The sequence below is a fragment of the Phytopseudomonas daroniae genome (genome assembly GCF_004327285.1).
Taxonomy (GTDB): Bacteria; Pseudomonadota; Gammaproteobacteria; order Pseudomonadales; family Pseudomonadaceae; genus Aquipseudomonas; species Aquipseudomonas daroniae.
Genome location: NZ_QJUI01000009.1, coordinates 26270 through 41460, shown reverse-complemented (window position 1 = coordinate 41460; position 15191 = coordinate 26270). Strand labels below are relative to the sequence as shown.

Annotated in this window: 14 protein-coding genes; 2 read left to right on the top strand and 12 right to left on the bottom strand. The window is 61.7% G+C overall.

Going from position 1 to position 15191, the window contains the following annotated elements:
* Window positions 1-21: 21 nt before the first annotated feature.
* The 5 genes from DNK06_RS11440 to rplU all read right to left on the bottom strand — a co-directional run bounded on the left by DNK06_RS11440 (window position 22) and on the right by rplU (window position 3812).
* Window positions 22-480: a CreA family protein gene (locus DNK06_RS11440; protein ID WP_131180154.1), complete on the bottom strand. Its 459-nt coding sequence runs from the start codon at window positions 478-480 to the stop codon at window positions 22-24.
* A gap of 58 nt (window positions 481-538) precedes the next feature.
* Window positions 539-1657, bottom strand: coding sequence for a glutamate 5-kinase (proB, locus tag DNK06_RS11435; protein ID WP_131180153.1), 1119 nt, complete (start codon window positions 1655-1657; stop codon window positions 539-541).
* Window positions 1658-1757: 100 nt separating this feature from the next.
* Window positions 1758-2981 carry an Obg family GTPase CgtA gene (cgtA, locus tag DNK06_RS11430; RefSeq protein WP_131180152.1) on the bottom strand — a complete coding sequence of 408 codons (1224 nt, stop codon included), beginning with the start codon at window positions 2979-2981 and terminating at the stop codon, window positions 1758-1760.
* Window positions 2982-3204: 223 nt separating this feature from the next.
* Entirely contained in the window at window positions 3205-3462 is a 258-nt protein-coding gene (rpmA, locus tag DNK06_RS11425) for a 50S ribosomal protein L27 (protein ID WP_042556305.1), read from the bottom strand.
* Window positions 3463-3500: 38 nt separating this feature from the next.
* Entirely contained in the window at window positions 3501-3812 is a 312-nt protein-coding gene (gene rplU / locus DNK06_RS11420; RefSeq protein WP_042556304.1) for a 50S ribosomal protein L21, read from the bottom strand.
* Window positions 3813-4125: 313 nt separating this feature from the next.
* Here rplU and DNK06_RS11410 point away from each other — a divergent pair, with 313 nt between their 5' ends.
* Together DNK06_RS11410 and DNK06_RS11405 are read left to right on the top strand one after the other, a co-directional pair.
* Window positions 4126-5094 (top strand): polyprenyl synthetase family protein, encoded by a 969-nt coding sequence (locus DNK06_RS11410; RefSeq protein WP_131180150.1) that lies wholly within the window; start codon window positions 4126-4128, stop codon window positions 5092-5094.
* A 317-nt stretch (window positions 5095-5411) separates the two neighbouring features.
* Window positions 5412-5639 (top strand): PA4570 family protein, encoded by a 228-nt coding sequence (locus DNK06_RS11405; protein ID WP_131180149.1) that lies wholly within the window; start codon window positions 5412-5414, stop codon window positions 5637-5639.
* A 74-nt stretch (window positions 5640-5713) separates the two neighbouring features.
* Here DNK06_RS11405 and bamJ read toward each other — a convergent pair whose 3' ends face one another.
* The 7 genes from bamJ to DNK06_RS11370 form a co-directional block, all read right to left on the bottom strand.
* The gene (bamJ, locus tag DNK06_RS11400; RefSeq protein WP_131180148.1) at window positions 5714-6331 is read right to left on the bottom strand and encodes a BamJ family beta-barrel-assembly machinery protein; all 618 of its coding nucleotides are present in this window, start codon (window positions 6329-6331) and stop codon (window positions 5714-5716) included.
* Between the two features lie 216 nt (window positions 6332-6547).
* A complete protein-coding gene (locus tag DNK06_RS11395) occupies window positions 6548-7039 on the bottom strand; it encodes a TIGR00645 family protein (protein ID WP_131180147.1) in 492 nt (163 codons plus the stop codon).
* A 193-nt stretch (window positions 7040-7232) separates the two neighbouring features.
* Complete coding sequence (locus DNK06_RS11390) at window positions 7233-7574, bottom strand: PA4575 family protein (RefSeq protein ID WP_131180146.1); 342 nt, start codon at window positions 7572-7574, stop codon at window positions 7233-7235.
* A gap of 184 nt (window positions 7575-7758) precedes the next feature.
* Entirely contained in the window at window positions 7759-10230 is a 2472-nt protein-coding gene (locus DNK06_RS11385; RefSeq protein WP_131180145.1) for a Lon protease family protein, read from the bottom strand.
* A gap of 149 nt (window positions 10231-10379) precedes the next feature.
* Window positions 10380-11543: a type III PLP-dependent enzyme gene (locus DNK06_RS11380; protein WP_131180144.1), complete on the bottom strand. Its 1164-nt coding sequence runs from the start codon at window positions 11541-11543 to the stop codon at window positions 10380-10382.
* Between the two features lie 525 nt (window positions 11544-12068).
* The gene (locus DNK06_RS11375; RefSeq protein ID WP_131180143.1) at window positions 12069-14045 is read right to left on the bottom strand and encodes a methyl-accepting chemotaxis protein; all 1977 of its coding nucleotides are present in this window, start codon (window positions 14043-14045) and stop codon (window positions 12069-12071) included.
* A 163-nt stretch (window positions 14046-14208) separates the two neighbouring features.
* A complete protein-coding gene (locus tag DNK06_RS11370; RefSeq protein WP_131180142.1) occupies window positions 14209-15129 on the bottom strand; it encodes a LysR substrate-binding domain-containing protein in 921 nt (306 codons plus the stop codon).
* Between the last annotated feature and the right edge of the window lie 62 nt (window positions 15130-15191).

The following is a 15191-nucleotide window of genomic DNA, read 5'->3' as shown; positions in this document are numbered from 1 at the left end:
GCCCGTCGCTCGCCCAGGGAATCAGCCCGCCTTCGGCCAGGGTAGAATCGGAATGGCGGTCACCGCATTCTGCGGGCTGCCTTCGATGATCCGGTCGCTGTAGACCAGATACACCAGGGTATTGCGCTTCTGGTCGAAGAACCGCACCACCTGCATGGTCTTGAAGACCAACGAGGTACGCTCGCGGAATACTTCCTCGCCATCCTTGAGCTCGCCCGCGAAGCTGATCGGGCCGACCTGACGACAGGCAATCGACGCCTCGGCGCGATCCTCCGCCAGGCCGAGGCCACCTTTCACGCCGCCAGTCTTGGCTCGCGACAGGTAGCAGGTCACGCCCGACACCTTGGGATCGTCAAAAGCCTCGACCACGATCTTGTCGTTGGGCCCCATCCACTTGAACACCGTGGACACTTCGCCGATCTGCTCGGCGGACACCCACAACGGCAACGCGCACAACATGCCAAGCCATCCTGCCTTCATACGAACCCCTCAATGAACACAGACAAGCCCCCTCTTCTCTTGAAGCTTGAAGCTGCTTTTAGACCAGAATCAGATTATCGCGATGCACCAGCTCGGGCTCATCGACGTACCCCAGCAACCGCTCGATTTCATCCGAGGGGCGACCGATGATTTTCTGCGCTTCCAACGCACTGTAATTGGCCAGGCCACGGGCGATCTCACGACCATCCGGCGCCACGCACACCACCATCTCACCGCGACGGAAACTGCCCTGCACCGCCTTTACGCCGACCGGCAGCAAACTCTTGCGGTCGGATACCAGCGCTTTCACCGCGCCAGCATCCAGCACCAGGGTGCCACGGGTTTGCAGATGCCCGGCCAGCCACTGTTTACGCGCCGCCAGCATGCCACGCTCGGGAATCAGCAAGGTACCAAGCAGCTCGCCCGCCTTGAGGCGCGCCAGCACCTGCTCGATGGCGCCACCAACGATCACGGTGTGCGCCCCGGAGCGCGCAGCCAGTCGCGCCGCGCGCAATTTGGTCTGCATGCCGCCACGCCCCAGCGCGCCACCGACACCGCCGGCAACGGCATCGAGCGCCGGATCATCGGCACGCGCTTCGTGGATCAGTTGAGCGGCAGGATTGGTACGCGGGTCGGCGTCGAACATGCCGTCGCGGTCGGTGAGGATCACCAGCAGGTCGGCTTCCACCAGGTTGGCCACCAGCGCCGCCAGGGTGTCGTTGTCACCGAAGCGGATGCCGTCGGTCACCACGGTATCGTTCTCGTTGATCACCGGAACCACGTCGAGATCGACCAGGGTACGCAAGGTGCTGCGTGCGTTCAGATAACGCTTGCGATCGGACAGGTCGTCATGGGTCAGCAGAACCTGTGCGGTACGACGGCCATGCTCGCCGAAACTCGACTCCCAGGCCTGCACCAGGCCCATCTGGCCAATGGCGGCCGCGGCCTGCAGCTCGTGGATGGCACTGGGTCGCGCCGTCCAGCCGAGACGGCTCATTCCTGCCGCCACCGCGCCGGACGATACCAGCACCAGCTCCACGCCCTGCGCGCGCAGCGCCACCATTTGCTCGACCCACACCGCCATGGCGGCACGATCCAGACCACGACCATCAGCCGTCAGCAAGGCACTGCCGATCTTCACCACCCAGCGCTGCGCACCACTTACCTTGTCACGCATGTTTTCCAACCCTAGCCAGAAGCGTACTTTCGCAAGCCATCACCGACGGCAACGGCCGAACTTACAAAAACGCCGCTAAAAAGCGGCGTCGGTCGTCCAATCAATCCCGGACGTAAATGATTTCCGGGCCATCCTCGTCATCTTCTTCGTCCCAGAAGCTGTCGTCATCATCGGTCGAACCGACCGCCTTGACGCCGGAGCGGCGCAGTGCGCGCTGATCGTCCAGCGCCTGCAGCTGAGCGCGCGCTTCGTCTTCGATGCGCTGATCGAGCTCGGCGAGTTCGGCGGCGAATTGCGGATTTTCCGCAATTCGCTCGGAACGGGCTTCCAGGTAATCCATGATGTCGTAGCACAGCTGATCGGTACCTTCGCGCGCCAGCGCGGAGATCACGTAGACCGGGCCTTTCCAGTCGAGCCGGGCCACTACCTCGGCCACACGCGCCTCATGCTCTTCTTCGAGCATCTGGTCGGCCTTGTTGAGCACCAGCCAGCGGTCACGCTCGGCCAGCGCCGGGCTGAACTTGGTCAACTCGTCGACGATGGTCGCGGCCGACTCGGCCGGATCGGTCAGATCCAACGGGGCCATGTCCACGAGGTGCAGCAACAGACGGGTACGCGCCAAGTGCTTGAGGAAGCGAATACCGAGACCGGCACCGTCAGACGCACCTTCGATCAGACCAGGAATGTCGGCGATGACGAAGCTCTTGTAACGATCGACGCTGACTACACCCAGGTTCGGCACCAGCGTGGTGAACGGGTAGTCGGCAACTTTCGGCTTGGCAGCGGACACCGAACGGATGAAGGTACTCTTGCCGGCATTGGGCAGGCCGAGCAGACCGATATCCGCCAGCACCTTGAGCTCCAGCTTGAGATCACGGGCATCACCCGGCTTGCCCGGCGTGGTTTGCCGCGGTGCACGGTTGGTGCTGGATTTGAAGCGCGTGTTGCCCAGGCCGTGCCAGCCGCCCTGAGCGACGAGCAGGCGCTGACCGGCTTTGGTCAGGTCGCCAATCACTTCCTGGGTACCGGCATCGATCACCGTGGTGCCAACCGGTACGCGCAAGACCAGATCCTCGCCCTTGCGCCCGGTGCAATCGGTACTGCCACCGTTGGAGCCGCGCTCGGCATCGAAGCGACGAGTATAGCGGTAGTCGACCAGGGTATTGAGGTTCTCGTCGGCCAGCATGTAAACCGAGCCGCCGTCACCACCATCGCCACCGTTGGGACCACCGTTCTCGATGAACTTCTCCCGACGGAAGCTCATGCAACCGTTGCCGCCGTCACCGGCCTTTACAAAAATCGATACTTCATCGACGAATTTCATGGATACGCCTCCCGCAATAAACGCGGGTCACTGAAACAAGGAACACCGGGTGCTTGCAAAATTGCCCTGAAACCGCCCGCATTCAACCAGGACAGTTTGGCAAGAACCCACGCACTGCGCGACTCATCGCCCCCAACACATCAGGAAACCCAATCGCCACGCCATAGGATACAGAAACAAAAAAGCCCCGTCGCAGGACGGGGCTTTTCCAGCAACTTCGCGATCAGGCCGCGACGACGCTCACGTAACGACGACCGAAGGCGCCTTTTACTTCAAACTTGATCACGCCTTCGATTTTCGCGAAGAGGGTGTGATCCTTACCCATGCCGACGCCGTAACCAGCGTGGAACTGGGTGCCGCGCTGACGCACGATGATGTTGCCAGGAATGATTTTCTGGCCGCCATACATCTTCACGCCAAGGCGTTTGGCTTCTGAGTCGCGACCGTTGCGGGTACTACCGCCAGCTTTTTTGTGTGCCATGAGTTCAATACTCCTATAAAGGGTTCAGGCGAAACGAATCAGGCCTGAATACCGGTGATTTTGATCTCGGTGAACCACTGACGGTGGCCCTGACGCTTCATGTGGTGCTTACGGCGACGGAACTTGATGATGGTGACTTTATCGTGACGACCTTGCGAAACGACTTCAGCCGACACCTTGGCGCCTTCGATGACTGGACCGCCGATGGTCACGTCGTCACCGTTGCCGATCAGCAACACGCGGTCGAAAGTAACGGCTTCGCCAGTGGCGATTTCCAGTTTCTCGACCTTGAGGTATTCGCCTTCGGTGACTTTGTATTGCTTGCCACCAGTAACAATTACTGCGTACATGGTAAATCTCCGTTAATCCTGCTCACCCAGCGCTTTATAGGAATAAGTGTCGGCTGGCATGGCTGCTCGGGGCCGGAAGGACACCCTTGCAATTGCGTAAGGCAGGGAAATACCCAGGGGGAAGTTCAGGGTGCGCGATTGTACGCAAGCCCCTGGAGCTGCGCAAGCGCCATAAGCACTCACCTTGACAGCCCCTACCCCGCCACATAGGGTCGCTGTCTTTTTGGCAGGCGGCCACGCAGCCCTTCGGCTTGCGCTGAAACCTCAACAGCACCTAACATGCCGCGCAACCCAGAAGGAGCACGTGTCGCTGATGCAACCCCAGGCTTTTTACAGTGTGGTAGCGGATGACTTTACCGCGGTCGACGGTATTATCCGTCAACAGCTGGTTTCCCGCGTCCCGCTGGTCGAGAAGATCGGCGACTACATCATTTCCGCTGGTGGTAAACGCCTGCGTCCGCTGCTCGTGCTGCTCAGTGGCAAGGCCCTCGGTCTGAGCGATGATCGGCTGCGCCTGCTGGCCGCCACCATCGAGTTCCTGCACACCGCCACGCTGCTGCATGACGATGTGGTCGACATGTCCGATATGCGCCGTGGCCGCAGCACCGCCAACGCACAATGGGGCAATGCGCCGAGCGTACTGGTTGGCGACTTCCTCTATTCGCGCTCGTTCGAAATGATGGTCGAACTCGGCTCGATGCCAGTGATGAAGATCCTCTCCAAAGCCACGCGGGTGATCGCCGAAGGCGAAGTGCTGCAGTTGTCGAAGATCCGCGACGCCAGCACCACCGAAGAAACCTACATGGAAGTCATCCGCGGCAAGACCGCCATGCTGTTCGAGGCCTCGACCCAGAGCGCCGCTGCGCTGGCTGAAGCCACGCCCGAACAGAACGAAGCACTGCGTAATTTCGGCGATCACCTGGGTGTCGCCTTCCAGTTGGTCGACGATCTGCTCGACTACAAAGGTGATGCTGCCACGCTGGGCAAGAACGTTGGTGACGACCTGGCCGAAGGCAAACCCACACTGCCACTGATCTACACCATGCGCGAAGGCCAGCCCGAGCAGGCGGCACTGGTGCGCAAGGCGATTCAGAAAGGTGGCCTGGAAGACCTGGAAAGCATCCGCAATGCCGTGGAAGCGGCCGGCGCCCTGGATTACACAGCCAACCTGGCACGCGACTACGCCGAACGCGCCATCGCCTGCCTGGAAGCCCTGCCTGCCAGCAAGTACCGCGATGCACTGGTGGAACTGAGCCACTTCGCCGTAGCCCGCACCCACTGAGGCTTACACAACTTAATCGGAGCCCGTCCCAGTGACGGGCTTTTTTATGGCCCGCCATCCCTGGCGGCCACCCTTCGGGCCGTCGCACGCGACGTTAAAAATGGCTCCCGGCCATTTTTTATGGCCTGCCATTGTTGATGGCCATCGCTAGGGTCTGTTGCCGTTTCAACGCGAGCCGTGCGTGAAACGGCAACAGACCCTAGCAACGTTGCAAATTGCTTCCGTTGGCTGGATCGACGAAAGGCCACGATTAAAGCTTGCTATTAACGTAATAAGAATTATTCTCATATCTACCACTGAACAGGGAGATGATGAGCATGACTTACTTGATAGATGCCTGGCTGGATCGACCCCATCCCTATCTGCGCATCCTGCATCGGGAAACGGGCGAAGTCTGCGCCGTTCTTGAAGAAGAAGCGCTGGATGAACTGCGCAAACAGGGTGATCTGGATCTGCACGAACTGAGCTCCAGCGAGCCGCTGGTGCTCAAGGAACTGGTACGCAACCTGTTCCTGCATTGCTATGCCCGGGCCTTGCGCCCGTGACATGTGCCGACTGCCTCGCTCTTTGGAGCGAGGTGGCGCAGCGCCCTAAACAAAAGGCGCCACGCCGCGAGTACTTACAGGATGTCGAGCAACTCGACATCGAACACCAGCACGCTGTGCGGTGGGATGCTGCCAACGCCCTGAGCGCCGTAAGCCAGTTCGCTCGGCACGTACAAGCGCCATTTGCTGCCGGTTCCCATCAGTTGCAGCGCTTCGGTCCAGCCGGCGATCACGCCACCAACCGGGAATTCAGCCGGCTGGCCGCGCTCGTAGGAGCTGTCGAATACGCTGCCGTCGATCAGGGTGCCGTGGTAGTGGGTACGCACGCTGTCTTCGCGCGATGGCTTGGCGCCCTCGCCTGCGGTCAGCACTTCGTATTGCAGACCCGACTCCAGCACGGTGATGCCTTCGCGTTTGGCGTTCTCGGCCAGGAAAGCCAGGCCAGCACCGGCAGCCGCGTCGGCCTTGGCCTTGGCTTCGGCCTGCATGACATCGCGGATCACCTTGAAGCTGGCCGACAGCTCGGCCTCGCTGACACGGCTTTCCTGGCCGGCGAACGCATCGGCCAGACCTGCCAGCACGGCCTCCAGGCTAACGCCGGGCGGCGGGTTGTCACGCAGTTGGCCACCGAGTTGACGGCCAATGCCGTAACTGACGCGCGTTTCGTCAGTGGAAAGATTGAGTTCGGACATATCGCCGCTCCGCAAGCTGGAAAAAAGGCCGGCTAGCCTATCACGGTTCTGGCCGAGCCCCGCGCCCTAGTAGCGGCGGTTCAGGCGAACCGAACGCAGCAATGCGGGCAAAGCCATGGAATGCCCTCGATAGCAGGACCAGCACGCCATGATTTTCGCCACGCAGACAAAAACGCCCGACTCTCCACTGGAGAGCCGGGCGTCATCGATCGCCAGTCAGTCGTGCTTGGTCAGCTTGTCCAGATACCCCATGGCGAACGCCGAAGCGACGAAGGTCAAGTGGATGATCACGTACCACATCAGGTGATCGGTATCGTGGTTGCGCGCGTCCATGAACACCCGCAGCAGGTGGATGGAGGAAATCGCCACGATGGAGGCAGCGACCTTCATCTTCAACGAGCTGGAGTCCATCTTGCCCAGCCAGTGGAGCTTCTCTTTGCTGTCGTCGATGTCCAGTTGCGAGACGAAGTTCTCGTAGCCGGAGATCATCACCATCACCAGCAAGCCACCAACCAGGGCCATGTCGATCAGCGACAGCAGTACCAGGATCAGATCCGCTTCGGCCATGGCGAAGACGTTGGGCAGGATATGGAAAACCTCTTGGAAGAACTTCAATGCCAGTGCCAGCAGGCCAAGCGACAGACCGAAATAGATGGGGGCCAGCAGCCAGCGCGATGCGTACATCGCGTTTTCGATAAAGCGTTCCATGGATTCTCACAAATGATTGAAACAGCGCGCGAGTATACCCAGCGCCAGAGCGTGGACAAGCCACCCTCTCCCGCTGAAAAGCGCCTATATAACGCAAATCATGGCTGTAATGCCCGTTGTGGATAAGAACTGCGGCGCAATGCCGCAGCGTGGCGGGTCAGTGCCTTAGAAAAGCGCCCGGCGCGCCTCCCGCTCAGCTCTCGGGCCAGGACAGATGGACAACGCGCGAATGACCACTGTCACCGTTGAGGCGGCGCAACTCCGCCTGGGCATGCACACGCCAGATCAGCGGTTCGTTGCAGGCACCATAGCCCTGGCCTGCCAGGCTTTCGGCGATCTCGTCAAGAATCTCTTCGACCACCAAAGGCCCGTGGAACGGGCCTTGCGCCTTGATGGCGGAGGGTTGTCTGGCAGACATGCCAGCGATGCAGATCAATGTCCACAGACCCTGGTCACCCGCCAGCGGCAGCACCGCGCATTCGATACGGGTGGTCACGCCCAGGTACTCACGGGTCAGGCAGAGGCTACGCGACATGGCGGCAATCCTCGCAGGCACAGACTTGCAGCCTACACCCGTAGCCCCTATTGGCAAAGGCAGGCTTTATTCACAGAACCTGTGGATAACTCTGTGCATGACAGGTGAGCAAGCGCGGGCATCCACCATGCTGGGTAGCCGCGGGCGAGGCGTTCATGAATTGATCAGCTCGCCCGCGTCCGACTCACTCGACCGACGGTTTTTTCTCCCGCGGCTTTCTCGGCGCCTTTTTCGGTAGAGCGGTGGTGAGCGCTTCCTTGGCCTGCTCAGGCTTCTCCTCCTCGCCCATGCCGATCTCGGCGATCTCACGCAGCCGCTCGACCACCCGGGCATTGACGCTGCCAGCCGGGAAGCGGCCCTTGTCGTCCGGCGTGCCGGCGTCTTCGCCGACCAGCAGGCTCAGCGCCTCGTCCACGTGACGTACCGCATAAACGTGGAACTGGCCGGCGCGCACGGCTTGCAGCACGCGCTCGTCGAGCATCAGCGTGGAGACGTTGGAATGCGGGATGATCGCGCCCTGCTCGCCGGTCAGGCCACGCGCTTCGCACAGGCGGAAGAAGCCTTCGATCTTCTCGTTGACCCCGCCAACCGCCTGCACCTCGCCGAACTGGTTGATCGAGCCGGTGATGGCGAAACACTGCTTGAGCGGCGTACGCGACAGGGCGGAGATCAGCGTGCAGACCTCACCGAGCGAGGCGCTGTCGCCATCCACGTAGCCGTAGGACTGCTCCAGGGCGATGCTCGCGGAGATTTCCAACGGAAACTCCTGGGCGTAACGGCTGCCGAGAAAACCGGTGAGGATCATCACACCCTTGGAGTGGATCGGCTGGCCGAGGTTGACCTCGCGTTCGATGTCGACGATACCCGAGCCGCCCGGATACACGGTGGCGGAGATCCGCGCCGGTACACCAAAGGCCGAATCGCCGACTTCGAGCACGGTCAGGCCGTTGCACTTGCCGATGGCCGCGCCAGCGGTGTCGATGAGGATGATGCCGGCCAGCATGTCGTCGATGATCCGCGCCGAAACCCGTCCGGTGCGCGTAGCCTTGGCCTTGAGGGCACGTTCGATATGGTCAGCATCGGTGACCGCTTCATTGGCCAGGTTGCGGATGAAGTCCGCCTCGCTGACCAGTTGGAACAGATCGCCGATGCGTGCCGTCAACCGCCCTTGGTGTTCGGCCAGACGTGCACTGTAGGTCGCCAGGCGGGCCACCGCTGCAGCGCTAAGCGGCGCCATGCCTTCTTCGGTGGTACGGGTTTTCATCAGTTGGGCGAACTGTTCCAGGCTGTCGTCCGCCAGCGGGATGTCCTCGTCGAAATCGACCAGCACCCGGAACATCTCCTGGAAATCCGGATCGGCGTCCTGCAGGGCGTAATACAGCTGGCGCGAGCCGATGATCACCACTTTGAGCTGCAGCGGGATGGTTTCCGGGTTGAGGGTGACCGTGGCGATGCGGCCCAGGTCACCCAGCGGCGACTCCATCTTCAGCTTGCGTGACTGCAAGGCGCGTTTCAGTGCTTCCCAGACGAAAGGCTCGCCAAGGAATTTCTCTGCCTCGAGGATCAGGAAGCCACCATTGGCGCGGTGCAAGGCACCCGGGCGAAGTTGACGATAGCTGGTATAAAGCGCGCCCTGATCGGTGTTGTATTCGATGCGGCCGAACAGGTTGTCGTAAGTCGGGTGAGGCTCGAACACCACTGGTGCGCCACCGTCAGTGTGGTGACCGGCGATCAGGCTGGGGACGTACAGCTCCTCGAGCAGCTTGCGGGTCTGGGCGTCGGCCTTTTCCACTTCGATGAGCAGTTCGACCACGCTTTTCAGCAAATCCACCTGCATCGCCTGCAGGTAGGCACAGACGCCAGCATTCTCGGCGTACTTCTCCGACAGTGGTGCCAGCAACGGCTGCAACGCGACGGTGATGGTCTCCTCGTTCAGTTGACGCAACTTGTTGCTCGACTCGCGTTTCCACTGCGGCAGGCTGGCCAGCTCCTCGTTGAGACGCTCCTCCAGCGCGGCGATGTCGGCGTGGAAGCGTTCGCGATCCGCTTCCGGCAACTGGGCGAACTCGGTCTCGTCCACGGCCTTGCCTTCGAGCATCGGCGTGAAGGCGATGTTGGTGCTGTCACGGTACAGGGCGATGCCACGCTCCAGAGACAGCCGCTCGATGACGTCCAGCGCCTGGTCGTAACGCTTGTTGAAGGCACGGTCGATGGCACTTTTCTTCTGCTGGAACGACGGGTGCTCGAACACGGCCGGGAAGGTCGCCAGCAGGTTGTCGATCAGGACGTTGATGTCTGCGATGAACTCGCCAGCGGTACCGGCTGGCAGTTCCACGGCGCGCGGCTCGCGAGGTTCGTCGAAGTGATTGACGTAGATCCGATCCGGCGGGGTTTCCAGGCGTTTGCCCTCGGCCCGCAAGTAACGTTTGACGAAGGAGAAGCGACCGGTGCCCGGCTCGCCCATGACGAATACGTTGTAGCCGGGGCGCGGCATGGCCACGCCGAATTGCAGCGCCTGGACGGCACGCTCCTGGCCAAGCACGCCGCGGAAGGGCTCCAGATCATCGGTGGTGGTGAAGGCGAACTGCTGAGGCGAGAAGGGACGAGTGAGTGCATCAGGCGCCAGGCGCAGGCCGGCTGCAACGGGATCGGGCATCGGGGATCCTTAAATACCGCAGAGAAGTGTCTGCATTCTCGCGCTGCCCCCTTCTCCCTGGCAAGGCGCCAATGCCAACCGGTAGCGGGCCAGCACACAGAAACAAAAACGCCCGCAACAAGTGCGGGCGTCTGCTGTAGCGGCAGGCCTTACAGGTAGAAGGACTTCAGCGGCGGGAACCCGTTGAACTCCACGGCGCTGTAGCTGGTGGTGTAGGCACCGGTGGACAGCCAGTACAGGCGATCACCGCTGGCCAGGTTCAGCGGCAGGCCGTACTTGTAGTGCTCGTACATGATGTCGGCGCTGTCGCAGGTCGGGCCGGCGATGACCACTTCTTCCATCTCGCCCTTCTTCTCTGTCCAGATGGGGAACTTGATGGCTTCGTCCATGGTTTCGATCAGGCCGCTGAACTTGCCCACATCGGTGTACACCCAGCGCTCGACGGCGGTACGCGACTTGCGCGCCACCAGCACCACTTCGCTGACCAGGATACCGGCGTTGGCGATCAGAGAACGGCCCGGCTCGAGGATGATCTCCGGCAGCTCGTCACCGAAGTCGTCCTTGAGGAAGCGGATGATTTCCTCGGCGTAGGTTTCCAGGCTGTTGGTGCGGGTGATGTAGTTGGCCGGGAAGCCGCCACCCATGTTGATCATCTGCAGCACGATGCCGTCTTCTTCCTTCAGGCGCTCGAAGATCACCTTGACCTTGGCGATGGCGGCGTCCCACACGTCGATATCGCGCTGCTGCGAACCCACGTGGAAGGAAATGCCGTACGGCACCAGGCCCAGTTGCTTGGCGAGAATCAGCAGATCCATGGCCATGTCGGTCTGGCAGCCGAACTTGCGCGATAGCGGCCAGTCAGCCGAGGTCGAGCCCTCGGTGAGGATGCGCACGTAGATCTTCGAGCCCGGCGCGGCCTTGGCGATGTTGCGCAGGTCGGCTTCCGAGTCGGTGGCGAACAGGCGCACGCCCTTCTCATAGAAGTAGCGAACGTCGCGGGCTTTCTTGATGGTGTTGCCGTAGCTGATGCGCTCCGGGCCAACGCCACGGCTCATCACCTTATCCAGTTCGTAGATCGAGGCGATGTCGAAATTCGAGCCCTTGTCCTTGAGCAGATCGATGATTTCCACCGCCGGGTTGGCCTTGACGGCGTAGTACACCTTGGCGAATTCGAAACCGGCGCGCAGGTCGTCATAGGCCTGGCTGATGATCGCGGTGTCGATCACCACGAACGGGGTTTCATGCTGGTCAGCGAACGCCTTCATTTTGTTGAAGGTTTCGCGTGGGTAGTAATCTTCGACCTTGATCGGCATGCGGGGCTCCAAATGGCTAAACCATGAACACTAGGATTCGGGCAGTTGAACCGGGCACAGGTTCAACCGGGTGTCGGGGGCGGCCATCGTGCAATCGGCCGGAAAGCCTGCTGCCAGGCCTGGAACGTCTGATCAGTTTCCCCACTTTGGTTCGCCTACTTCCCAAGGCATGTCGCCGAGAATTGCCGTGCCTGGAATCAGGCGCCGCAACCTCTCGTCGTCAGTACTTGAGCCGGATGGATCGTTGCCAGCATGGACGTTCGGCCGCGGACTTTAAGACCATGCCCCGCTCAGATCAATCAAAAATTTTCCCTGACGGCACTGTCGTTTCCCGAGCGTTTTGGATTCCACACAAAGCGCGGCGAAATGCTGCACAGCCGCGGCCCACACGAGCAAAACCCCGTGCCCGGCAGTGAGCCTGGCACAGGGTGTTTTCATGACGATGACAGAGGGTTCCAGCCCCTCTTGAACAGGGGCTGGGCTGGCGGTCGAGGCACAGCTGTCGATCAGCTCCGCCTGTCGCACTTAACGGAAGCGTTCGACTTCGCGGTGCAGATCGGCGGCCAGCGTCTCCAGTTCCCTGGAGGTGTGGGCCAGGTTGGCGATCACTTCGCGCTGTTCGCCGTTGGCCTGGGCGATGCTCTGCAGGTTGCTGCTGAGCAGCGTCGCGGTGCTGCTCTGCTCGCTGGTCGCGGTGGTGATGGCGGCGAACTGATCGCCAGCGGCGCTGGTCTGCTCGGCGATCTGGGTCAACGCCGCCGCGACCTTGGCGTTCAGCTCCAGGCCGTTCTGCATCAGTTGGCGACCCTGCTCCATGGTGCTGATGGCGCTGCTGGTTTCACCCTGGATGCTGCCGATCATGCTGGAAATCTCGGTGGTCGCCTCGCGGGTTCGGCCGGCCAGGCTACGTACTTCGTCGGCGACCACGGCAAAACCGCGGCCCTGCTCACCGGCACGGGCGGCTTCGATGGCGGCGTTGAGCGCCAGCAGGTTGGTCTGGTCGGCGATGGAGGTAATGACGCTGAGGATGCCGCCGATTTCCTGGGAACGCTGACCGAGGCTGTCGATAACCTGGGCGGCGCTGTTCAGCGACGAGGAGATCTGCTCCAGCGCGTTGGACGCCTCTTCCATCGAGGTACGGCCGATGCGCGTCTGACTGGCGTTCTCGCTGGCCATGCGCTCGGTGCTGCGCATGTTGTCGGCGATGTTCAGCGAGGTAGCGCTGAACTCTTCCACAGCACCGGCCATGCTGCTGATCTCGCCGGACTGCTGCTCAATCCCCTCATAGGCTCCGCGCGACAGACCGGAAAGCGCTTCGGCACGCTGGCTGACATGCTGGGCAGCGCCACGGATGCGCTCGACCATGGTCGACAACGCCGCGCTCATCTGGTTGAAGTTGCGCGACAGCTCGCCGATCTCGTCATTGCTGGTGACCTCCAGGCGCACGCTCAGGTCACCAGCGCCCAGCGCCTGAGCCTGACGCACCAGGTCGCCGAGCGGACGCAGCTTGCGCCGCAGCAGCCAGATCACCGCGATCACGGCGAGCAGCAAGGTCACCAGGCTGCCGATTGCCAGTTGGCTGCCGACACGCCAGGTCACGGCCTGAATCTCTTCCTCCGGCATGCTTGCCACGACCGTCCATGGGCCTCCGGCGAAGGGTACGGCGACGCTGTAGAACTGCTGCTCGCCATCGCTCCAGAAACCGCCTTTGCCCGGCGTGCCCAGCACGGTGGACATGTTCGCGTTCAGTTGCTCGGGGCGCTGCGCGGCATAGGGCGGAACCAGCCACTTGCCCTGATCGTCGAGCAGCGCCAGTGAACCGGTGCTACCGATACGGAAGCGCTGCAGGTTGGCGAACTGGGCGTTCTGGGCGTCGGTGTAATCGAAGCCGACGAACAGCACGGCGATCACCCGCCCGGCGCGGTCACTCACCGGGGTGTACTGGGTCATGTAGAAGCGTTCGAACAGCAACGCCCGGCCAACGTAGCTGTTGCCGGCCAGCAGCCGTGCGTAGGCGGGATGGTTACGGTCGAGCACGGTGCCGATGGCGCGGCCGCCGTCCTGCTTGGTCAGCGAGGTGGTCACACGGACGAAATCATCACCGTCGCGCACGAAAATAGTCGCCACGCCAGCGGTGAGCTGGCGGAATTCATCGACCTCGGAGAATTCGTTGTTCAACCGCGTGCTGCCCAGGTAGAGCGCAGGAGCCTGCAGAGAGCCGACAGTGACCCGCTCGTCCGGGCTGACGTTCAAGCCGCTGCTGAAACGCCGTTCGAACAGCCCGGCCAGCCGCTGCGTGCTTTCGCGCAGGCTGTCGTGGAAAGTGCTCAGTTGATCGGCCAGCAAGCGCGCTTCGCTGCCCAGATGCTCTTCACGGGTAACGAGGTTGGCGCTGCTCAACGAACGCAGGGCGAACAGCGTGCTGACGCTGATCAGCAGTACCAGCATGGCGGCCAGGGCCGTAGCCAGTTGCCAGGCGATACGGGAACGGGGTTGGGTCATGATGCATCTCCAAAGCTCCATATCGTCCTTGTATGGAGTAATTGATAAGCCGCCTATTTCGGCGAGCGCGGAGAATACTTGAGTACTTTAGTGCGTCAATGAGCACCATGACGCAATCACCATAATTTTTAAGTGGCGCAACGAAAATGTTGTTCCGCAGGCATCAGCGACGCATTTCGACCTCTGGCAACTGCATCGCCCTGACTTCCCCGAGCAGAAAATCGCGCAGTCGCTCGAATCGCTCCTGACCGCGTCGTGCTCGTGGCCACACCAGGTGATAACTGTCGCCGCTGGCCACCGCCGTCGGCCAGGGCAAGCCCAACCGCCCTTGCAGGACATCCTCGGCGACCATCGCCAGGTCGCCAATCGACACGCCATAACCACGGGCTGCAGCGACGATGCCCAACTCCAGCGTATCGAATACCTGGCCGCCCTTGAGCGACACGCTGTCTTCCAGCCCCATGGCCTGCAACCAGCGACGCCAGTCACGACGATCCGGCGTGGGATGCACCAGCTCGGCCTGCTGCAGGTGGCTCAGATCCCATTTATCGCCCTCCACCGCCCCTGGCGCGCAGACCGGAATCAGCCATTCCTCGAACAGCAGCGCACTTTGCCATTCTTCATTGAACAGACCGTTACCGAGCAGCACGGCGCAATCGAATGGCTCGTGAAGGAAATCCACGCGGTCGATGTCCATCCAGGCGCTGGTGAGTTGTACTTCTATATCCCCGTGCAGAGCGCGAAAGCGTGACAGGCGCGCCAACAGCCAGCGCATGGTCAGGGTCGAGGGGGCCTTGAGACGCAGGATGCTGTCGTCGACCCGCAACGTGGCACAGGCACGCTCCAGAGAGTCGAAGCCATCGCGCACGCCGGGCAGCAACAGGCGCGCTGGCTCGGTCAGGTGCAGGGTGCGCCCGCGGCGCTCGAACAGGCGGCAGGCGAAATGGCCTTCCAGGGTACGGATGTGCCGGCTCACCGCACTCTGGGTGATCGCCAGTTCATCGGCGGCGCGGGTGAACGAGCCATGACGGGCCGCAGCTTCGAAGGCGCGCAAGGCGTACAGCGCTGGCAAACGCCGGTTCACGATTCGCAACCATGAGTATTAATCATGCATGGCATGGCTTTTTTCCTTTTGTGACATCGCGC

What these genes read in the sequence shown, in the direction of transcription:
- rplU (WP_042556304.1), bottom strand. Translation starts at nt 3,812, where the DNA reads ATGTACGCAGTAATTGTTACTGGTGGCAAGCAATACAAAGTCACCGAA.
- DNK06_RS11410 (WP_131180150.1), top strand. Translation starts at nt 4,126, where the DNA reads ATGCAACCCCAGGCTTTTTACAGTGTGGTAGCGGATGACTTTACCGCG.
- DNK06_RS11385 (WP_131180145.1), bottom strand. Translation starts at nt 10,230, where the DNA reads ATGCCCGATCCCGTTGCAGCCGGCCTGCGCCTGGCGCCTGATGCACTC.
- DNK06_RS11395 (WP_131180147.1), bottom strand. Translation starts at nt 7,039, where the DNA reads ATGGAACGCTTTATCGAAAACGCGATGTACGCATCGCGCTGGCTGCTG.
- bamJ (WP_131180148.1), bottom strand. Translation starts at nt 6,331, where the DNA reads ATGTCCGAACTCAATCTTTCCACTGACGAAACGCGCGTCAGTTACGGC.
- DNK06_RS11375 (WP_131180143.1), bottom strand. Translation starts at nt 14,045, where the DNA reads ATGACCCAACCCCGTTCCCGTATCGCCTGGCAACTGGCTACGGCCCTG.
- proB (WP_131180153.1), bottom strand. Translation starts at nt 1,657, where the DNA reads ATGCGTGACAAGGTAAGTGGTGCGCAGCGCTGGGTGGTGAAGATCGGC.
- rpmA (WP_042556305.1), bottom strand. Translation starts at nt 3,462, where the DNA reads ATGGCACACAAAAAAGCTGGCGGTAGTACCCGCAACGGTCGCGACTCA.
- cgtA (WP_131180152.1), bottom strand. Translation starts at nt 2,981, where the DNA reads ATGAAATTCGTCGATGAAGTATCGATTTTTGTAAAGGCCGGTGACGGC.
- DNK06_RS11390 (WP_131180146.1), bottom strand. Translation starts at nt 7,574, where the DNA reads ATGTCGCGTAGCCTCTGCCTGACCCGTGAGTACCTGGGCGTGACCACC.
- DNK06_RS11440 (WP_131180154.1), bottom strand. Translation starts at nt 480, where the DNA reads ATGAAGGCAGGATGGCTTGGCATGTTGTGCGCGTTGCCGTTGTGGGTG.
- DNK06_RS11380 (WP_131180144.1), bottom strand. Translation starts at nt 11,543, where the DNA reads ATGCCGATCAAGGTCGAAGATTACTACCCACGCGAAACCTTCAACAAA.
- DNK06_RS11405 (WP_131180149.1), top strand. Translation starts at nt 5,412, where the DNA reads ATGACTTACTTGATAGATGCCTGGCTGGATCGACCCCATCCCTATCTG.